The following is a 16,868-nucleotide window of genomic DNA, read 5'->3' as shown; positions in this document are numbered from 1 at the left end:
CTTCCGCGGATCGGTCGATGGTGTACGGGGGATGCGGGGGGCTTACGACGACGGGGTGAGCGCGCGCAGGCGCTGGTCCAGTTCCCGCTGGTAGAAGTCGATGAAGCCGTCCGGGTCGGGCCCGGCGTTCTGCATCACGAGCCGGTCGAACCCGGCGTCCACGAACGGCTGCGCCACCTCGACGTAGCGGTCGGGGTCCGACCCGCACGCGAACTTGCCGAGGATGTCCTCCTTGCGGACGGTGGACGTCGCCGCCTCGAAGTTGGCCGGGTTCGGCAGCTCGCTCATGACCTTCCAGCCGGTGACCGCCCAGCGCGAGGTGTCCAGGGCCGCCTGTGCGCCCGCGTCCGCGTCGGGGGCCCACGCCATGGGGACCTCGGCGTAGCGCGGCCCGTCGCCGCCCGCCGCGCGGTAGGCGTCCACGATCTCGCTCTTGTCCTCGGTCGCGAAGAGCCCGTCGCCCAGCTCGGCGGCGATCCTGGCCGCGAGCGGCCCGGCGGCCGCCACCGCGATGACCGGCGCCTCGCTCGGCAGATCGAAGACGCGGGCGTCGTCGATGTGCAGGTACTTCCCGTGGTACGAGCGGTAGCCGCCGCTCCAGAGCAGCCGGATGATCTCCAGGGCCTCGCGCAGCAGGGCGTGCCGCTCCGGTACGGAGTTCGGGAAGCCGTGGCCGGTGACGTGCTCGTTGAGCCGTTCGCCGGAGCCGACGCCGAGGGTGAAGCGGCCGTCCGAGAGCAGCGCGAGCGTCGCGGCCGCCTGGGCGATGATCGCCGGGTGGTAGCGAACGGTCGGGCAGGTCACGCCGGTGGCGAGGCCGATCCGCTCGGTCTTCGCCGCGATCGCCCCGAAGACCGTCCAGGCGAACGGCGAGTGCCCCTGCACGTCCAGCCAGGGGTGGTAGTGGTCGCTCATCTCCACGAAGTCGAAGCCCGCCTGCTCCGCGAGGACGGCCTGACGAACCAGTTCGTCGGGGCCGAACGCCTCCGCGGCCAGCTTGTAACCGATCTGCACCCTGTCCTCTTTCCCACCGAAGCCCGTGCTCCGGGCCGGACCCCCGACCGGCCGGAAACCGTGCATATGCCGACAAACAGCTCCGAGGCCCTACGCTGCCACGCCGACGCCGGGCCCGCATGTCACCGGGGTGCGTCCGGCTGTGTGCCCGCAGGTGCGTCCGACCGGGTCCGCCACGCCGCGCCGCCGCGCGCCCCGCCCGTCCCGGGCGCCTCCCGCGTCCTACGTTTCACCCCTCACCCTGCGGCAAGGCGCCGAGAGGACACGATCTCGGCGACGGACAGGAGGGCCAGGTGCGCAAGAACCGCGACGACGCCGGTACGAGGGCGGGGGCGGGCGGTGTGCGGCGGCGCGCGCTGTTCACGGCGGGGGCCGCGGGCGCCGCCGCCCTGGCCGCCGGCTGCGGCACGTCCGACGCCCGGGACACCGGCGCGGGCTCCGCGTCCGGGACCGCGTCACGGCCCGCCGCGCCCGGCTCACGCTCCGCCTCGCCGCGCTCGGCCTCGCCGCGCGCCACCCGCCGCGGGCCCGAACTGCCGCGCGGCGGGCGCCGGATCTTCCCCGAGCACCGGCTCGTCGGCTACTGCGGGCTGCCCGGCGCCGCCGCGCTCGGCCGCCTCGGCACGGGGAACCTGGACGACCGCGTCAAGGAGATCGAACGGCGGGGCCGCGCCTACGCGGACGGCCGCACGGTGCTTCCGGTCCTCGAACTCCTCACGGTCGTCGCCAACGCGAGCGCCGGGCCCGACGGCCTGTACCGCACCCGCACGTCCGACGCCACGATCCGCGCCTTCCACCGGGCCGCCCGGAGGCACAAGGCGCTGCTCCTGCTGAACGTCCAGCCGGGCCGGGCCTCCGCGCTCGGCGAGGTCAGGGCCCTGCGGAAATGGCTCGCCGAGCCGGACGTCGGGATCGCCCTCGACCCCGAGTGGGAGATGACCCCCGGGCAGGTGCCGGGCCGCACCTACGGCCACACCAGCGGCGGCGAACTCACCCGCATCGCCGCCTACCTCGCCTCCCTCGTGGAGGAGCACGACCTCCCGGAGAAGGTGTTCGTCTACCACCAGGTCGCCGAGTCGGTCGTCCACGAGGAGCGGCGGCTGACGGTTCCCGACGGGGTCGCTGTCGTCAAGAGCGCCGACGGGATCGGCTCGCCGCAGCTCAAGCGCGAGACCTGGCACCATCTGGTCGACACGCTGCCGCCGCGCCTGCACACCGGGTTCAAGCTGTTCTTCGAGGAGGACGCGAAGGGCGGCAGCCGCCTGATGACACCGGACGAGGTACTGGCCCTGACGCCGCGTCCGGGCTACGTCATGTACGAGTGAGGTGCGCGGGGGCCGTCACGGCCGGTCGAGGGGCGGCAGTGCCAGCCACTCCTGCCAGGTGAGGTCGCGGCCGATGTACCGCGGCCGCCGGAACGGCCAGTCGGCGGCGATCCACTGCGGCACCAGGGCGTCGAGCGCCCGCTCCTGCACGCTGTCCACCAGGACGTCCACCACCCACCAGGAGATCTCGGCGTCGGCGCCGGTGCGCTCGGGCGGGTCGACGTAGACGCAGCCGAGGAGTTCCGTCTCGTCCTCGTTCAACAGGGCGTAGTTGAACGACTGGTGGGCCGCGATCTCCTTCTCGTGGCGCAGCAGGTCGATGCGGTCCTCGTCGTACGTCATCGTCTCGGCGGGCCACCCCCAGGCGGGCCCGAACATCGCGTACAGGCGCTCCCGGGAGCCCATCACGGCGGGATAGTCGATCGGCGTGTCCGCCTCGCGAATGGGCCGCAGGTGCAGGGCGGTTGAGGGGACGGGGACATGGACGGGGTGAACGAAATCATCAGGCAGCCAGCTCATGGGGGCTGACAGTACAGCGGGCCGCTGCAGGCCCCGACCGATTATTCGGACCCGCGACGCGCCCCGGTCTCGGGGCCACGGACGCCGCCTCCCCGGTCAGCCCCCGCTCAACCCAGCACCTCATGGTTCGCCCAGGCGACCTTGTACGGGTGGCGTGACTGCCAGTGGGTGATGACCTCGTGCAGCGCGGGGACGGTGAACGCCTTCGCCAGGGTGTCCATGTCGGCCACGGCGAACCGCACGATGACGGTCGCGATCAGTGCCGGAACGGCCTCCTCCCCCGGGACCGGCAGATGGCGCCGGGCTTCGAAGGACTGGACGAGGCCGCTGTCGTCCATGACGCGTTCGATGTCCGCGAGGTACTGGTCGAGCTCGGTGTCGGGCGGGGTCTCGTCGAAGGAGACGATCATCGTGTGCTGGATCATGTGGTCATTCTTGGCCGCACCGGCCCCGGCCGTCCAAGACCGGTCGGGCACCCGGCGATAACCGGGAGGCATGGATCGGCAGCGCTAGCCTGGGGTCATGGACGAGCTGGAGACCCGCGAACTCAGATACGTCATCGCGGTCGCCGAGGAGCTGCACTTCGGCCGGGCCGCCGAGCGGCTCTCGATCGCCCAGCCGGCGCTGTCGAAGGCGATCCGGCGCGTCGAGACCCGGCTCGGCGTTCCGCTGTTCACCCGCTCCAGCAGGCACGTCGAGCTGACCCCGGCCGGGGAGGCGCTCCTCGAACACGGACGGCACGCGCTGAACGCCGTGCACGCCGCCGTCCGCAGGGCCCGCAGCGCCGGAGACAGCCGGGCCCCGCTGCGGCTCGTGCTGAAGCCGGGCGGCGACGCGGGCCTGCTGTCCGGGCTGCTCGCCGCGTACGCGCGGGAGCCCGACGCCCGCCGGGTCGACATCCTGTTCAGCGGCCCGGCGGACCGCAGCGACTTCCTGCGGGACGGCCGCGCCGACGTGGGCCTGCTCTACACCCCGTTCGACGCGCTCGACGGACTCGCCCACGAGCCGCTGCACACCGAGGACCGGGTCGCCGTCGTCCCGGCCGGCCACCGGTTCGCCGGGCGGGCGGCCGTGCGCACCGCCGACCTGGAGGGCGAGACGCTGCCGCGCTGGCGGGGCGTCCCGGGTGCCCCGGCGGAGGGCGGGACCGGCCCGGAGGTCGCCGACGTGATCCAGTTGCTGCACATGATCACGACGAACCGGATGATCGCGGTGCTGCCCCGCTCCCTGGTCGACCCGCTCCCGGCGGGTTTGGTCGCCGTACCCGTGAGCGACGCACCGGCCAGCACCCTGGTCCTGGCCTGGAACGAGCAGGACCGCCGCCCCCTGGTCGCCTCGTTCGTCTCCGCCGCGCAGAGGCTCGTGGAGAACAGCCCGGCGTGATCAGCGCCACACCCGTAGAGGCGTCCGAGCAGGATTGAGCGGCAAGATCGGGGACACACCACTACGGGATGTGCTGCGGGGGCGGTCACCATCACTGGGGAGTGTCAGACCGCCCCCGCGCCGTTCTGTCCGGGCGCGGCCGTCGAGCCGCGCGGGGTGAGCCTGGGTGTCGCCACCGGCTGCGCCGCGACGCGTTCCCCCCTCAGGACGTCGTAGAGCGTACGGGCGACGTCGGCGCCGAAGGCATGCACGTCGTGACTCATCGCGGACAGCGCCGGGTGGGTGAGGCGGCACAACTGCGAGTCGTCCCAGGCCAGCAGCGAGAGGTCGGCGGGGACGCGCAGACCCAGCTCGGCGGCGACGGAGAGCCCCGCGACCGCCATGAGGTCGTTGTCGTAGACGATCGCGGTCGGGCGGCGCGCGGCGGTGAGCAGTGAGCGGGTGGCCCTGGCGCCCGCCGCGCCGGAGAAGTCCGTGTCGAGCTGCTGCCCGGGTCCGAGCCCGAGTCCGAGCATGGCCTTGGTGAAGGCGGCGCGGCGGAGCGCGCTGTGCCCCAGGTCCGGTGCGCCGCCCACCCGGGCGACGGCGCGGTGCCCCAGCGCCGCGAGGTAGCGCACCGCTTCACCGACCGCCGTGGCGTCGTCGGTCCACCGTGAGGGGAAGGGCCGGGTCAGATACGGATGGCCGACCGCGACGGCGGGGATGCCGAGCCGCGCCAGGACGGGCCCGCGCGGATCGTTCTCGCGGAAGTCGACGAGGACGGTGCCCGCGATCCGCCGGGTCCGCCACCAGTGGCTCTGTAGCTCCATCTCCTCGTCCAGGGTCTTCACCAGGCGCAGGAGCACCGCCCCGCGATGCTCGGAGACGACGCTCTCCAGCCCGGAGAGGAACTCCATGTAGAAGGGTTCCAGGCCGAGTTGGCGCGCGGGCCGCCGGATGACGAGACCGATGGCGCCCGCGCCCCGCACCTCGCACGTCCGGGCCGGGCGGTTCGACTGCCAGCCCATGGCCTCGGCAACGGCGAGGACGCGCGCCCGGGTCGCGTCGGACACGCCCGGCTTGCCGCCCACCGCCAGGGACACGGCGGCACGGGAGACCCCGGCGCGGGCCGCGACGTCCTTGATGGTCACCCGTCGCTGGTTCATGAGGCGCTCACCATAGACCGGTCGAGCACATCCGTACGCCTCTCCTCTGCGAGAAGCGCAGGGAAAGCCCTTACATTACTTGCCTTTTACTTAACTTGCTCAACGTCTAGACAACGATGTCGGCGGTGTGCAAAGTGTCCCGCCAGCACGGTCCTCATCCACCCCCGGCCGAGGACCCCGAGGAAAGGGACGCGTCCCCATGAGCACAGCCCTGCACAGAAAACCGCTCACGCGAGCCCGCGGCCTGACCCTGTTCGCCGCCCTTGTCGTCTCCGCTCTCGTCGCCCTGACGCTCGTCCCCGACGCGCAGGCGTTCCCCAGCCGCTCGCGGCAGCAGGTGATCGACTACCTGAAGTCCATCAGCGGCTCGAACATCGTCTCCGGCCAGCACAACAAGGAGCCGGCCAGCAACCCCGGCCAGTACACCCAGCAGGTCAAGGACGTCACCGGCCAGTACCCGGGCCTGTGGGGCGGCGACCTGATGTTCAACGCCGCGGACGTGGCCAACCGGCAGCGCGTGATCGACCAGGCGAAGACCGAGTGGAACAACGGCTCGCTCGTGGCGCTGACCTGGCACGTCTGCCCGCCCACCCAGGGCAGTTCCTGTGCCTTCGAGGGCGGCGTCAAGTCGAGCATCAGCGACACGCAGTTCAACCAGATCGTCACCGACGGCACGGCGCTCAACACCGCGTGGAAGCGCCGCCTGGACGAGGCGGTGCCCTACCTGAACCAGTTGAAGAGCGCGGGCGTGCCCGTCCTCTTCCGGCCGCTGCACGAGATGAACGAGACATGGAACTGGTGGGGCCACCGCCCCGGCGCCAACGGCAGCGCGAAACTCTACAAGATCACCCACGACTATCTCGTCGGCAAGGGCCTGTCCAACCTGATCTGGGTGTGGAACGTCCAGGACAACCCGGCGGGCGGCTGGTCGGACTACTACCCGGGCGCCAACTACGTGGACGTCGTGTCCCTCGACGTCTGGTACAAGAACTACCCCAGCTCGTCGGACTACGCGCAGATGCAGTCCATCGCGGCGGGCAAGCCGATCGCCCTCGCCGAGGTGGGCAAGATCCCCAACGCCTCGCTGCTCGACAGCCAGGCCCGCTGGGCCTACTTCATGATGTGGTCCGAGCAGTTGCGGGGGAACAACACCAACGCGGAGCTCCAGGCGGGCTACTTCCACCCGCGCGTCCTCAACCAGGGTGAGCTGAAGCTGTAACACCTCCTGCACACATGTGTGTGGCCCGTCCCCTCGGGGGCGGGCCACACACATGTGCCGTCGGTCAGCCGCGTCGCGAGCGCGGCGCCGCCGTCGAGGCGCGCGGGGTCAGCGACGGCATGGGCACCGGGTGGGAGGTGACGGTCCTGCCCTCGATGAGGTCGAAGAGGACCCGTGTGACGTCCGCGCCGAAGCCGTGCACGTCATGGCTCATCGCCGACAGGGTCGGGTGGGTGAGCCGGCACAACTGCGAGTCGTCCCAGGCGAGCAGGGACAGCTCGTCCGGCACCGAGACACCCATCTCGGCCGCCACGCCGAGACCGGCCACCGCCATGATGTCGTTGTCGTAGACGATGGCGGTGGGTCGCTCCGCGCGCAGCAGCAGCGAGCGGGTGGCCCGCGCCCCTTCCTCCCCGGCGAAGCCGGACGCCACCTGGAGCGAGCCGTCGAGCCCCAGGGACTCCATGGTCGTGCGGAACGCCTCTTCCCGTATGGCGCTGTGGCCGAGCGCCTCGGGTCCGCCGACCCGGCCGATCCTGCGGTGGCCGAGGGCGGCCAGATAGCGGACGGCCTCGCCCATCGCGGTGGCGTCGTCGGTCCAGACCGACGGGATGCCGCCGGTCAGATCGGGATGGCCGACGGCGACCGCGGGCATGCCGAGCTTCCTGAGCGGTTCGATCCGCGGGTCGTCCCGGTCGAAGTCGACGAGGACGGACCCGCCGACCTGCCGCTCGCGCCACCACGTCTGCTGGAGCTCGATCTCCTCCTCCCTGCTGCTGACGAGGCGGAGCAGCAGGGAGCAGGAGCGCTCGGCGAGGACGGACTCGATGCCGGAGATGAACTCCATGTAGAACGGTTCGAGGCCGAGGAGCCGGGCCGGCCGGCAGATCGCCAGGCCGACCGTGTCCGTGTGCTGCCGGGACAGGCTGCGCGCCGAGGAGTTCGGCGCCCAGCCCATCTCCCGCGCCACCGCGAAGATCCGCTCCCGGGTCGCCTCGGAGAGCCCCGGCTTGTGGTTGAACGCGATCGAGACCGCGCCCTTGGAGACTCCGGCGGCGGCCGCGACGTCCTTGATGGTGACGCGCTGGGTGGGTGCGCTCACGCGGGTTCCACGCAGAAGAGTGCGGCCCGTACGGTGTTGGCGCCCGCGCCCCGCGTGCCGTGCACGCGGATGCGGGTGGTCTCACCGGGCAGCAGGGTGGTCAGGCCGCGCTCGGCCCGGGCGTGCGGGGCGATGCGGTCGGCCTGGAGGAGCAGGTCGCGGACGAGTGTCTGGGCGGTCACCACGACATCGACTGTATCCCGCTCCTGGCCGACGGTCTCGACGGCGATGTCGAAGCGGGGCTCGGGGTAGTCGAAGTCCTTGTCGCGCGCCTCGAAGTGCAGGGCGCGCAGCCCGTCGGCGTCGGCGACGAGGTACTCCTTGGCGGAGCCTGTCGCCGGGGTGACCTCCGGCGGGACCGGGAGCCGTACGGTCTCGCGCGGACCGGCGGTCAGCCCGAGGGAGACACGGGCGGCGAGGGTGCCGTCGGCGCGCATCAGGCGCAGGGTCACGTCGCAGCTCCACGGGGTCGCGCCCAGGTTGGACAGGACGAGTTCGGGCCCTTCGGCGCCGGGCTGCACGGTCAGCAGGCGGTCGGCGTAGAGGCGGCGCAGCTCGTGGTAGAGCGGCTTGAGGCGGCCGTCGCCGTCGATGGCGGCCCAGGAGCTGACCGGCCAGCAGTCGTTGATCTGCCAGACGACGGTCCCGGCGCAGCGCGGCCAGTGGGAGCGCCAGTGCTCGATGCCGGTGGCGACGGCGCGGGCCTGGATCACCTGGGTGAGGTAGTGCCAGCGGTCGAAGTCGCCCTCGGGCAGCGCGAAGTGGCGGGCGACGCCCCGGTTCAGCTTGCCGTTGCCGTCCTCGGCCTTCTGGTGGTGGAGCATGCCGGGCGAGTCGGGGGCGAGTTCCTCGCCGGGCAGGGCGCGGCGCAGGGTGGCCAGGGCCGGGGGCGCCTGCCAGCCGAACTCGGAGACGAAGCGCGGCACATCGGCGCGGTACTCGGTGAAGTCCCGCCGGTTCCACACCTCCCACGAGTGGTGGGTGCCGTGGTCGGGGTGGTTGGGGTGGTGGTCCCAGCTGCCGGACCAGGGGCTGCCCGCCATGTAGGGGCGGGTGGGGTCGAGCTCGGCGACGACGCGGGGCAGCAGGCCGAGGTAGTAGCCCTCGCCCCAGGAGTCGCCCGCGAGTTGCTCCTCCCACTCCCAGTCGCGGAAGCCCCACAGGTTCTCGTTGTTGCCGTTCCAGGCGACGAGGCTGGGGTGCGGCATGAGGCGTACGACGTTGTCGCGGGCCTCGGCCTCGACCTCGCCGCGCAGGGGCTGCTCCTCGGGGTAGGCGGCGCAGGCGAAGAGGAAGTCCTGCCAGACCATGAGGCCGAGTTCGTCGCAGGCGTCGTAGAACGCCTCGTCCTCGTAGATGCCGCCGCCCCAGACGCGGACCAGGTCGACGTTGGCCGCTGCGGTCTGTTCGAGGCGGGTGCGGTAGCGCTCGGGGGTGATGCGGGAGGGCAGTACGTCGTCGGGGATCCAGTTGACGCCGCGTACGAAGACGCGGGTGCCGTTGACGACGAAGGTGAAGCCGGTGCCCTGTTCGTCGGCGGAGCGGTCGATCTCGATCGTGCGGAAGCCGATGCGCCGCTGCCAGGAGTCGAGCTGCTCGCCGTCGGCGGTGAGCGTCAAGTCGACGTCGTAGAGCGGTTGTTCGCCATGTCCGCGTGGCCACCACAGTTCCACGTCGGGGATGTCGAGGACGAGGGTGAGCGTGTCGCCGTCGGTCTCGGCGGTCGTCGTGACCCCGGCGACGGTGGCGTGCGCGGTGACGCGGCGTCCGGCGCCGGTGGCGGTGCGTTCGAGGTCGACGCGGAGTTCCACGCGGCCGCGCGTGCCGTCGACGGTGACCAGGGGGCGGACCCGGGCCATGCGCGCGGTCGACCAGCGTTCGAGGCGGACCGGGCGCCACATCCCGGCGGTGACGACGGTCGGGCCCCAGTCCCAGCCGAAGCTGCACGCCATCTTGCGGAGGTACTGGAAGGGCTCGGAATAGGCGTTGGGCCGCTCCCCCGTCAGCGCCTTCACGGCGTTCGCCTCGTCGTAGGCGGAGCCGAAGGTGACACTCAGCTCGCCGGAGCGGCCCGTGACGTCGAAGCGGTAGGAGCGGTGCATGTTGCGGGTGCGGCCCAGCTCCTTGCCGTCGAGCACGAGGTGGGCGACGGTGTCCAGGCCGTCGAGGACGAGGTCCGTGCGCTCGAAGGCGGCGCCGGAGGTCTCCTCGGGCGACAGGTCGCGGGTGTAGGTCCAGGCGCGGCGGCCCACCCAGGCGATGTACTGCTCGTTCCGCCCGATGAACGGGTCCGGAATCAGGTCGGCGGCGAGCAGGTCGGCATGGACGCAGCCGGGGACCTGGGCGGCGATGCGCGCCCCTTCGTGTTCGAGACTCCATCCCTCGCTGAGCTGGGCGGTGGCCTTCATAGGGCGACTCCAATCGGACGGACGCGGGCCCGGTTCGTATGAGACGCCCGCCAACCTAACCCCTGGTTCGTAAACCGGTCTAGTCCTCGTTCAGTGAAGACGCCCAGCACATCACGGCTGGTGAAGCGCTTGCGCGCAGGGGACCACACCAGAGCGCGGTAACGATTGGGTATCGCGGCGGAAATCGAGGCTTTACCGGTTCATAGATGGCTGACATAGTGCCGTCAGCCCGCTGGGCCTGAGCCGTGACCCTTGGAAGGAGCTGGGCACATGAGGACGAAGCCGCTGAGCGCGATGGCGCTGGCCGCCGCACTGCTGACCGTCGCGGGGTGCGGCGGCGGAGGGAGCTCCTCGGGGGAGGCGGCCGACTCCCCCTCCGACCCCGCCAAGGTGTCGGGCACCATCACGGTGCTGACCAACCGCACCGACCTCGTGCAGGACGGCACGATGAAGAAGTACGCCGCCGAGTTCAAGAAGGCGTACCCCAAGGTGGACGTCACGTTCCAGGGCATCACCGACTACGAGGGGGAGGTGAAGATCCGGATGAACACCGAGAACTACGGTGACGTCCTGCTGATCCCCGCCGCGATCGCCAAGGGCGACTACCCCAAGTTCTTCGCCCCGCTCGGCGACACCAAGGACATGGTCAAGAACTACCGCTTCACCGGCAAGACCGACGTCAAGGGCAAGACGTACGGCATAGCCAACTTCGGGACCGCCAACGGCTTCGTCTACAACAAGGCCGTCTGGAAGAAGGCCGGCATCGAGGAGTGGCCCACCAGCCCGCAGGAGTTCCTGGACGACCTGAAGCGGGTCAAGGACAGGACCGGCGCCACGTACTACACCAACTTCAAGGACGGCTGGCCGCTCAGCGGCGCCTGGACCAACAACGTCGGCTCGGTCACCTGTGACGGCAAGGCGTGGGACGCGCTCGCCGGCACCGACAAGCCGTGGCGGTCCGGCGGCGAGCTGAACACCGTCGACAAGCTCCTGTACGACATCGTGCACGAGAAGCTGGCGGAGAAGGACCCGACGACGACCAACTGGGAGGACTCCAAGACCCAGTTGGCCAAGGGGAGGATCAGCAGCATGATGCTCGGCTCGTGGGCCGTGAACCAGATGCGCGGCGCCGCCTCCGCGGCCGGGGAGAACCCGGACGACATCGGGTTCATGCCGTTCCCCGCGCAGAAGAACGGCACGTTCTGCGCCACGCTCGTCTCCGACTACCAGCTCGCCGTGAACACGCACTCGGACCACAAGCCGGCCGCCCGCGCCTGGATCGACTGGTTCACCGAGAAGTCCGGCTTCGCCGCGAAGGAGGGCGGCGTCTCGGCGCTCACCTCCATGAGCTTCCCCGACGTTCTGAAGCCCTTCCAGGACAACGATGTCAGGCTCATCGAGCACTCCGAGGCCAGGACCGAGCAGGTCAACGCGATCGACGACGCCGCCGAGATCGGCCTCTCCAAGCCGGACTACCGGCAGAAGCTGATCGACATCGCCCGCGGCGCCCAGAAGGGGTCCGCCGAGGAGTACTTCGCCGACCTGGACAAGCGCTGGGCCGAAGCGGCCTCCGTCGCGGGGAACTGACCCCCGCGCACGCGCACGGGGCCCGGGCCCGCACCCTCGGGCCGGGCCCCCGTCCGCCAGTCGCTCGTCCTGCTCCTCGCGGACCACGAAAGGGCCGTCCCGCATGACCGACACCACATCGAAGGCGCCACCGGCACCGGGGCGCCGCGCCGCACCCGCCCGGAGCCGCACCCGCCGAGGCGCCCCACCCGCACGGTCCTGGCGCGACCATCCGCTGCGCAGGATCACACCGTGGCTGTTCCTGATCGCGCCCCTCGCGCTGCTGATCACGTTCACCTACGTGCCCGTGGGCAACATGATCTACTACAGCTTCACCGACTGGGACGGCGTCAGCCCCGACCGGAACTTCACGGGGTTCGACAACTACACGCAGCTGTTCACGCGCCCCGAGCTGTTCCGCGTCTTCTTCGTCAGCTTCTACTACCTCGCCGCGTCCGCCGTGCAGATCGTGATCGCGCTGTACTTCGCGACGCTCCTCAGCTTCGACCTGCGCTTCCGCAACTTCTTCAAGGGAATTCTCTTCTTCCCCTACCTGATCAACGGCGTCGCCATCGGCTTCGTCTTCCTCTACTTCTTCCAGGACGGCGGCACCCTCGACGCGGTGCTCTCCTGGTTCGGCGCCGGCGGCGACCACGCCTGGCTCGGCGACCCGGAGTCGGCCAACACCTCGCTCGCCGGGGTATCCGTGTGGCGCTTCACCGGCCTGAACTTCGTGCTGTTCCTCGGCGCGATCCAGTCGATCCCCGGTGAGCTGTACGAGGCCGCGCAGCTCGACGGGGCGAGCCGCTGGCAGCAGTTCCGGCACATCATCGCGCCGGGCATCCGGCCCGTGCTGAGCCTCAGCGTCATCCTGGCGGTCTCCGGCTCGCTCGCCGTCTTCGAGATCCCGTACATCATGACCGGCGGCGCGACCGGCACGTCGACCTTCGTCATCCAGACGGTCAAGCTCGCCTTCCAGTTCAACAAGACGGGCCTGGCCTCGGCCTGTGCCGTCGTGCTGCTCCTGATCATCCTGGTCGTCACCTGGATCCAGCGGCGGCTCGTGCCCGACGACAAGGTGGACCTCGTATGACCACGCTCCCCACGGACGAACGGCCCCTCGCGCGCGGCCGGTTCCGCTTCGGCACGGCGCTGAGCTACCTCTCGCTCGTCGTCGCCTCCCTCGTCGTCCTCGTGCCCCTGGCCGTCGTCTTTTTGACCTCGCTCAAGACATCGCGGGAAGTGGCCGACGGCGGCGCGCTGAGCCTGCCGCACGACTGGTTCAACCTGTCCAACTACGCCACCGCGTTCACCGACGGGCACATGCTGACGGCGTTCGGGAACACGGCGTTCATCCTGCTGTTCTCCCTCACCGGGACCGTGCTCATCGGCTCCATGACGGCGTACGCCATCGACCGGTTCGAGTTCCGGTTCAAGAAGACGGTGATGGCCCTCTTCCTCGTCGCGACCCTGGTGCCGGGCGTGACGACGCAGGTCGCCACCTTCCAGGTGGTCAACAGCTTCGACCTCGTGGACACGCGGTGGGCGCCGATCCTGCTCTACATGGGCACGGACATCGTGTCGATCTACATCTTCCTGCAGTTCATCCGCGGTATCCCGGTCTCGCTCGACGAGGCGGCCCGCCTTGACGGGGCGAACACCTTCACCATCTACCGGAAGATCATCCTGCCGCTGCTCAAGCCGGCGATCGCCACGGTCGTCATCGTCAAGGGCATCACGACGTACAACGACTTCTACATCCCGTTTCTCTACATGCCCTCCGAGGACAAGGGCACGATCTCGACCGCCCTGTTCCGCTTCAAGGGACCGTTCGGCGCACACTGGGAGGCGATCTCCGCCGGGGCGATCCTGGTGATCCTTCCGACGCTGCTCGTCTTCCTCTTCCTGCAGCGCTACATCTACAACGGGTTCGCGCAGGGGGCCACGAAGTAGGGCGGAGACGCCGCCCCCGTTCAGCGGCGATGCCGGGCCTGTTCGTCGGCGGCGGGGCCGGGGTCCGGGTCGGTCGCGGAGGCGGTGGCCGACGGCTCCTGCTCCTGCTCCTGCTGCGCCGCTTCCTCGGCGCCGACGAGGTAGTCGAAGGTGCCGGTGATGGTGAGGAGGCGGTCCAGGCGCGGGGAGCGCTCGGCGATGCGCAGGCTCGCCCCGAGGGTGTCGAGGCGGCGGCGCAGGCCGAGGAGTGCGGACAGGCCCATGGAGTCGACGCCGCTCAGCCCGGAGCAGTCCAGGCGCAGGACGCGCAGGCCCGGGTGGTCCAGGAGGGCGCGTGCGGCTTCGTCGGTGAAGTGTCCGCTGGTGTCGTAGTCCAGGGCCCCCTCGACGGCGAGCGTGAGCACTCCGTCACGCGGTCCGGAGGCGGTGAGGTGCAGAGCGGCGTATGTGGTCATGCGGGCTGCCCGGGTCCGGGGACGGTCAGGGTCGTGCGGGCCGCGGTCAGGATGCCGGTGGCGCGCGGGAAATCGTTCAACTGGTGCAGCAGGGAGTCCAGGGCGGGCAGCAGCGACCGCGCGGGGACGCCCCGGGCCTGGAGGATGCCCGCGGTCCAGGCGACGAACGTGGTGAAGAGTTCCGTGTCGTCGACGTAGAGGGCCGTGACCAGGTACGTGACGATGTGGTCGATGTCCTCGGCCGTGCGCTCGCGCTGCGGCTCGGTGTACGAGCGCATCGGCGGATAGGCCTCCTCGACATCGGCGAGGGTCTGCTTGACCAGCCGCCGCTTCGTCTGTCTGACCAGGGTGTACTCCTGGTCGGACAGGTGCGGCAGATCCAGGTCGGGCAGCCGGGCCGCGTCCGGGGCGGGCCGCTGGAGCCCCTCCGCCAGGAGCGCGTGGGCGCTGAGCGCGTCCGGGGCCCACACCGCCTGCATCCGCCGGGCGTATCTGCCGTCGGGGCCGAACGCGGCGCCGCCCGCCATGACGGGGGTGCCGGTCGTCTGGCAGGAGCTGATCGCGGTGTGCGCGGTGGGCAGGTGCGAGGGGATCGAGGAGGACAGCAGCACGGCGTCGGGGGTGCGCTGGTGGATGTGGGCGATCAGGTGCTCGGTGGGGACCTGTGCGCCCAGGTAGTCCACGCTCCAGCCGCGCAGCCGCAGGACCTCGGCGACCAGGCGGGCGGGCAGGGCGTGCCATTCGCCGTCCACGCACGCGACGGCGAGGCGGCCCCGGGTGGGGGTGGGCGCGGCCGCGTCGGCGATGGCGGAGACGCACCGCTCGTTGATCGCGGTCGCGGCGTGTTCCTGGGCGATCGTGATCCGGTTGGCCGCCCATTCGACGCCGACCCGCTGCTGCACCGGCGCGATCAGTTCGAGGAGCACGCGCTCCGCCGCCATGGGCCCGTGCCCGGCGGTGCCCTCCCCCGCGGCGAAGCGCACGAGGGCGACCGCGTGCGTGTCGTCGCAGTCGATCAGCGCGCCCCACAACTGCTCGCGGAGGTCGCTGAACGTCGGCAGCACGGAGGTTCCCGCGCTCGTCTCACCTGTCGTCATGCTGTGAACCTGCCCCGAGTGTGCCCGTCCACCGCGGTGAGGTGGTTGTTGCGCGGCGCGGTGATGGCCAGCAGCGCCATGTCGTCGTGCGGACCGCCGTCGATCCACCGGGAAGCGATCATCTGTACGTACTCGGTGACCGCCTCCGCGGGCAGCCCCGCGCACTGCGCGAGCGCGTCGCGCAGCCGCTGCTCGCCGAACATGGCGTCGCCGAGCGGACCGCCGTGCGCCTCCGTGATGCCGTCGGAGTACAGCAGGCACGTCTCCCCCGGCGCGAGGTCCACGGTGGCCGTGGTGACCTTGAGCAGCTCCGTCGGCAGGGCGCCGATCAGCATGCCCCTCGTGTCGGCCGCCTCCACCCGTCCGTCGCTGCGCACGATCAGCGGGGTGGGGTGCCCGGCGCTGGAGACCCGCAGCCGGACCCGGCTGCCCGCGCGCTTGACGGAGGCGAGGGCGAGCGTGGCGAACCGGGTGTGGTGCGAGGTGAGCAGCGCGTTGTTCAGCAGGGTGAGCAGCCGGTGGTGGTCCGGGGCGAACGGCAGCAGCGCCTCGAGCGTGTTGCGGATCTTTCCGGTGAGCACGGCGGCTTCGAGGCCCTTGCCGCACACGTCGCCGAGGACGGCGAACGTCTCGGCGTCGTCGCTGTCGGCGGGGTAGACGTCGTAGAAGTCGCCGCCGATCCGCTCGCCCGCGGCGGCGGCCCGGTAGCGGCCGGAGAAGTCGACGCCGCGCACGCCCGTGAGGACGGGCGGCAGCAGCTCCCGCATGAGGACGTCGGTGATGTGCGACTGCTCGGCGTATATCCGGGCGGCCGACAGGGCGGCGCCCGCGCGTGCGGCGAAGAGCCGGGCGAACGCCTCCTCGGCCTCGGTGAAGGCGGCCTCGCGGCTGTGCCGCATCATCACGATGGCGCCGGCCGGCAGGCCGTGCCCGGGCAGCGGCACGACGACGACGGAGCCGATCTGCCCGCCGTCCGCCGCGAACTCGGCCGGGATCGCCCACGCGGGCACCTGGGCCGGGTCAATCCAGCGCGAGGGCACCGGCGGGAAGCCGAGCAGCGCCTCCGACAGGCCCGGCAGCTCCGCCGGGTCCAAGGAGATCCGTTCCTGCACGACGGGCTGCCCGGTCGTACAGCGGGTGACGGGGTAGGTGCGGCCGGAGCGGACGCCGACGATGACCGCCGCGTCCGCGAGGTGCTGTGCGGCCATGCGGGCGGTCACCTCCATGCAGCGTTCGGCGTTCAGGGAGGCGAGGAGTTCGCTGGAGACCTCCTGGAGGACGCGGGAGCGGGTCCGCTCGCTCTCCAGTTGCTGGTGGGCGAAGCGCAGGTCGCCGTCGTCGACCAGCCACCAGGACACGGCGCCGTCCGCGCCGCGGCTCGGAAAGGCGTCGACCGTCGTGTCGCCGATGCGCCCCGAGGCCACCGGCAGGTCGGGGTCGTCGCCGGCCACGGCCGCGGCGTGCGCCTCGGCCAGCCAGGCGGGCGCCACGTCCGCGAGCCGCGCGCCCGTGGCGAGCCCCGCGAGGAGCGCACCGGCGCGTTCGTTGCGGGACAGGACGCGGCCTGCCCGGTCCACGGTGATCGTCGGGTACGGGTTGCGCGGCCCCGCGGCCGTGTCGACCTGTGTGCCTCGGGAGCTCATCGGCTCCGTGGAGGAAACCATCACGTGGGACCCGCTGCG

Annotated in this window: 15 protein-coding genes; 6 read left to right on the top strand and 9 right to left on the bottom strand. The window is 71.3% G+C overall.

Annotated features, from left to right (window positions below; translation table 11 throughout):
- Positions 1-42: 42 nt before the first annotated feature.
- Positions 43-1,014, bottom strand: coding sequence for a TIGR03557 family F420-dependent LLM class oxidoreductase (locus ABZ877_RS00955; RefSeq protein ID WP_361062120.1), 972 nt, complete (start codon positions 1,012-1,014; stop codon positions 43-45).
- A gap of 293 nt (positions 1,015-1,307) precedes the next feature.
- Here ABZ877_RS00955 and ABZ877_RS00950 point away from each other — a divergent pair, with 293 nt between their 5' ends.
- Entirely contained in the window at positions 1,308-2,339 is a 1,032-nt protein-coding gene (locus ABZ877_RS00950) for a hypothetical protein (RefSeq protein ID WP_361062117.1), read from the top strand.
- Between the two features lie 15 nt (positions 2,340-2,354).
- Here ABZ877_RS00950 and ABZ877_RS00945 read toward each other — a convergent pair whose 3' ends face one another.
- On the bottom strand, positions 2,355-2,858 hold the full coding sequence (locus ABZ877_RS00945) for an N-acetyltransferase (protein WP_361062114.1): 504 nt from the start codon (positions 2,856-2,858) through the stop codon (positions 2,355-2,357).
- A 107-nt stretch (positions 2,859-2,965) separates the two neighbouring features.
- Positions 2,966-3,283, bottom strand: a complete 318-nt coding sequence (locus tag ABZ877_RS00940) for a hypothetical protein (RefSeq protein ID WP_361062111.1) — start codon at positions 3,281-3,283, stop codon at positions 2,966-2,968.
- A gap of 97 nt (positions 3,284-3,380) precedes the next feature.
- Here ABZ877_RS00940 and ABZ877_RS00935 point away from each other — a divergent pair, with 97 nt between their 5' ends.
- Positions 3,381-4,241: a LysR family transcriptional regulator gene (locus ABZ877_RS00935; RefSeq protein WP_361062108.1), complete on the top strand. Its 861-nt coding sequence runs from the start codon at positions 3,381-3,383 to the stop codon at positions 4,239-4,241.
- Positions 4,242-4,345: 104 nt separating this feature from the next.
- Here the strand turns inward: ABZ877_RS00935 and ABZ877_RS00930 are convergent, their stop codons facing one another.
- The gene (locus ABZ877_RS00930) at positions 4,346-5,386 is read right to left on the bottom strand and encodes a LacI family DNA-binding transcriptional regulator (RefSeq protein WP_361062104.1); all 1,041 of its coding nucleotides are present in this window, start codon (positions 5,384-5,386) and stop codon (positions 4,346-4,348) included.
- A 199-nt stretch (positions 5,387-5,585) separates the two neighbouring features.
- Here ABZ877_RS00930 and ABZ877_RS00925 point away from each other — a divergent pair, with 199 nt between their 5' ends.
- Positions 5,586-6,605, top strand: coding sequence for a glycosyl hydrolase (locus tag ABZ877_RS00925; RefSeq protein ID WP_361062101.1), 1,020 nt, complete (start codon positions 5,586-5,588; stop codon positions 6,603-6,605).
- A gap of 64 nt (positions 6,606-6,669) precedes the next feature.
- Here the strand turns inward: ABZ877_RS00925 and ABZ877_RS00920 are convergent, their stop codons facing one another.
- Complete coding sequence (locus ABZ877_RS00920) at positions 6,670-7,707, bottom strand: LacI family DNA-binding transcriptional regulator (protein ID WP_361062098.1); 1,038 nt, start codon at positions 7,705-7,707, stop codon at positions 6,670-6,672.
- A complete protein-coding gene (locus ABZ877_RS00915; RefSeq protein WP_361062095.1) occupies positions 7,704-10,115 on the bottom strand; it encodes a glycoside hydrolase family 2 protein in 2,412 nt (803 codons plus the stop codon). Before ABZ877_RS00915 ends, ABZ877_RS00920 begins: the two co-directional genes overlap by 4 nt.
- A 270-nt stretch (positions 10,116-10,385) precedes the next feature.
- On the opposite strand from ABZ877_RS00915, the gene ABZ877_RS00910 reads away from it, so the two are divergent.
- The 3 genes from ABZ877_RS00910 (at position 10,386) to ABZ877_RS00900 (ending at position 13,634) form a co-directional block, all read left to right on the top strand.
- Positions 10,386-11,702 carry an ABC transporter substrate-binding protein gene (locus tag ABZ877_RS00910; protein ID WP_361062092.1) on the top strand — a complete coding sequence of 439 codons (1,317 nt, stop codon included), beginning with the start codon at positions 10,386-10,388 and terminating at the stop codon, positions 11,700-11,702.
- 103 nt (positions 11,703-11,805) lie between these two features.
- Positions 11,806-12,774 (top strand): sugar ABC transporter permease, encoded by a 969-nt coding sequence (locus tag ABZ877_RS00905; protein WP_361062089.1) that lies wholly within the window; start codon positions 11,806-11,808, stop codon positions 12,772-12,774.
- Positions 12,771-13,634 (top strand): carbohydrate ABC transporter permease, encoded by an 864-nt coding sequence (locus ABZ877_RS00900; RefSeq protein WP_361062086.1) that lies wholly within the window; start codon positions 12,771-12,773, stop codon positions 13,632-13,634. Before ABZ877_RS00905 ends, ABZ877_RS00900 begins: the two co-directional genes overlap by 4 nt.
- 20 nt (positions 13,635-13,654) lie before the next feature.
- Here the strand turns inward: ABZ877_RS00900 and ABZ877_RS00895 are convergent, their stop codons facing one another.
- Genes ABZ877_RS00895 through ABZ877_RS00885 form a run of 3 tightly spaced genes read right to left on the bottom strand, consistent with a single transcriptional unit; the run spans position 13,655 to position 16,829 of the window.
- A complete protein-coding gene (locus ABZ877_RS00895) occupies positions 13,655-14,089 on the bottom strand; it encodes an STAS domain-containing protein (protein ID WP_361062084.1) in 435 nt (144 codons plus the stop codon).
- Positions 14,086-15,186 (bottom strand): cobalamin-dependent protein, encoded by a 1,101-nt coding sequence (locus ABZ877_RS00890; protein WP_361062081.1) that lies wholly within the window; start codon positions 15,184-15,186, stop codon positions 14,086-14,088. Before ABZ877_RS00890 ends, ABZ877_RS00895 begins: the two co-directional genes overlap by 4 nt.
- Positions 15,183-16,829, bottom strand: a complete 1,647-nt coding sequence (locus ABZ877_RS00885; RefSeq protein ID WP_361062077.1) for a PP2C family protein-serine/threonine phosphatase — start codon at positions 16,827-16,829, stop codon at positions 15,183-15,185. The genes ABZ877_RS00890 and ABZ877_RS00885 overlap by 4 nt, the downstream gene beginning before the upstream one ends.
- Between the last annotated feature and the right edge of the window lie 39 nt (positions 16,830-16,868).

Source organism: Streptomyces sp. NPDC046939 (genome assembly GCF_040644575.1).
Classification (GTDB): domain Bacteria; phylum Actinomycetota; class Actinomycetes; order Streptomycetales; family Streptomycetaceae; genus Streptomyces.
The sequence above is the reverse complement of the archived record's forward strand: the minus strand, read 5'-3'. Positions and strand labels throughout refer to the sequence as shown.

What these genes read in the sequence shown, in the direction of transcription:
- ABZ877_RS00915 (WP_361062095.1), bottom strand. Translation starts at nt 10,115, where the DNA reads ATGAAGGCCACCGCCCAGCTCAGCGAGGGATGGAGTCTCGAACACGAA.
- ABZ877_RS00890 (WP_361062081.1), bottom strand. Translation starts at nt 15,186, where the DNA reads ATGACGACAGGTGAGACGAGCGCGGGAACCTCCGTGCTGCCGACGTTC.
- ABZ877_RS00925 (WP_361062101.1), top strand. Translation starts at nt 5,586, where the DNA reads ATGAGCACAGCCCTGCACAGAAAACCGCTCACGCGAGCCCGCGGCCTG.
- ABZ877_RS00935 (WP_361062108.1), top strand. Translation starts at nt 3,381, where the DNA reads ATGGACGAGCTGGAGACCCGCGAACTCAGATACGTCATCGCGGTCGCC.
- ABZ877_RS00910 (WP_361062092.1), top strand. Translation starts at nt 10,386, where the DNA reads ATGAGGACGAAGCCGCTGAGCGCGATGGCGCTGGCCGCCGCACTGCTG.
- ABZ877_RS00885 (WP_361062077.1), bottom strand. Translation starts at nt 16,829, where the DNA reads ATGAGCTCCCGAGGCACACAGGTCGACACGGCCGCGGGGCCGCGCAAC.
- ABZ877_RS00900 (WP_361062086.1), top strand. Translation starts at nt 12,771, where the DNA reads ATGACCACGCTCCCCACGGACGAACGGCCCCTCGCGCGCGGCCGGTTC.
- ABZ877_RS00895 (WP_361062084.1), bottom strand. Translation starts at nt 14,089, where the DNA reads ATGACCACATACGCCGCTCTGCACCTCACCGCCTCCGGACCGCGTGAC.
- ABZ877_RS00940 (WP_361062111.1), bottom strand. Translation starts at nt 3,283, where the DNA reads ATGATCCAGCACACGATGATCGTCTCCTTCGACGAGACCCCGCCCGAC.
- ABZ877_RS00930 (WP_361062104.1), bottom strand. Translation starts at nt 5,386, where the DNA reads ATGAACCAGCGACGGGTGACCATCAAGGACGTCGCGGCCCGCGCCGGG.
- ABZ877_RS00945 (WP_361062114.1), bottom strand. Translation starts at nt 2,858, where the DNA reads ATGAGCTGGCTGCCTGATGATTTCGTTCACCCCGTCCATGTCCCCGTC.
- ABZ877_RS00905 (WP_361062089.1), top strand. Translation starts at nt 11,806, where the DNA reads ATGACCGACACCACATCGAAGGCGCCACCGGCACCGGGGCGCCGCGCC.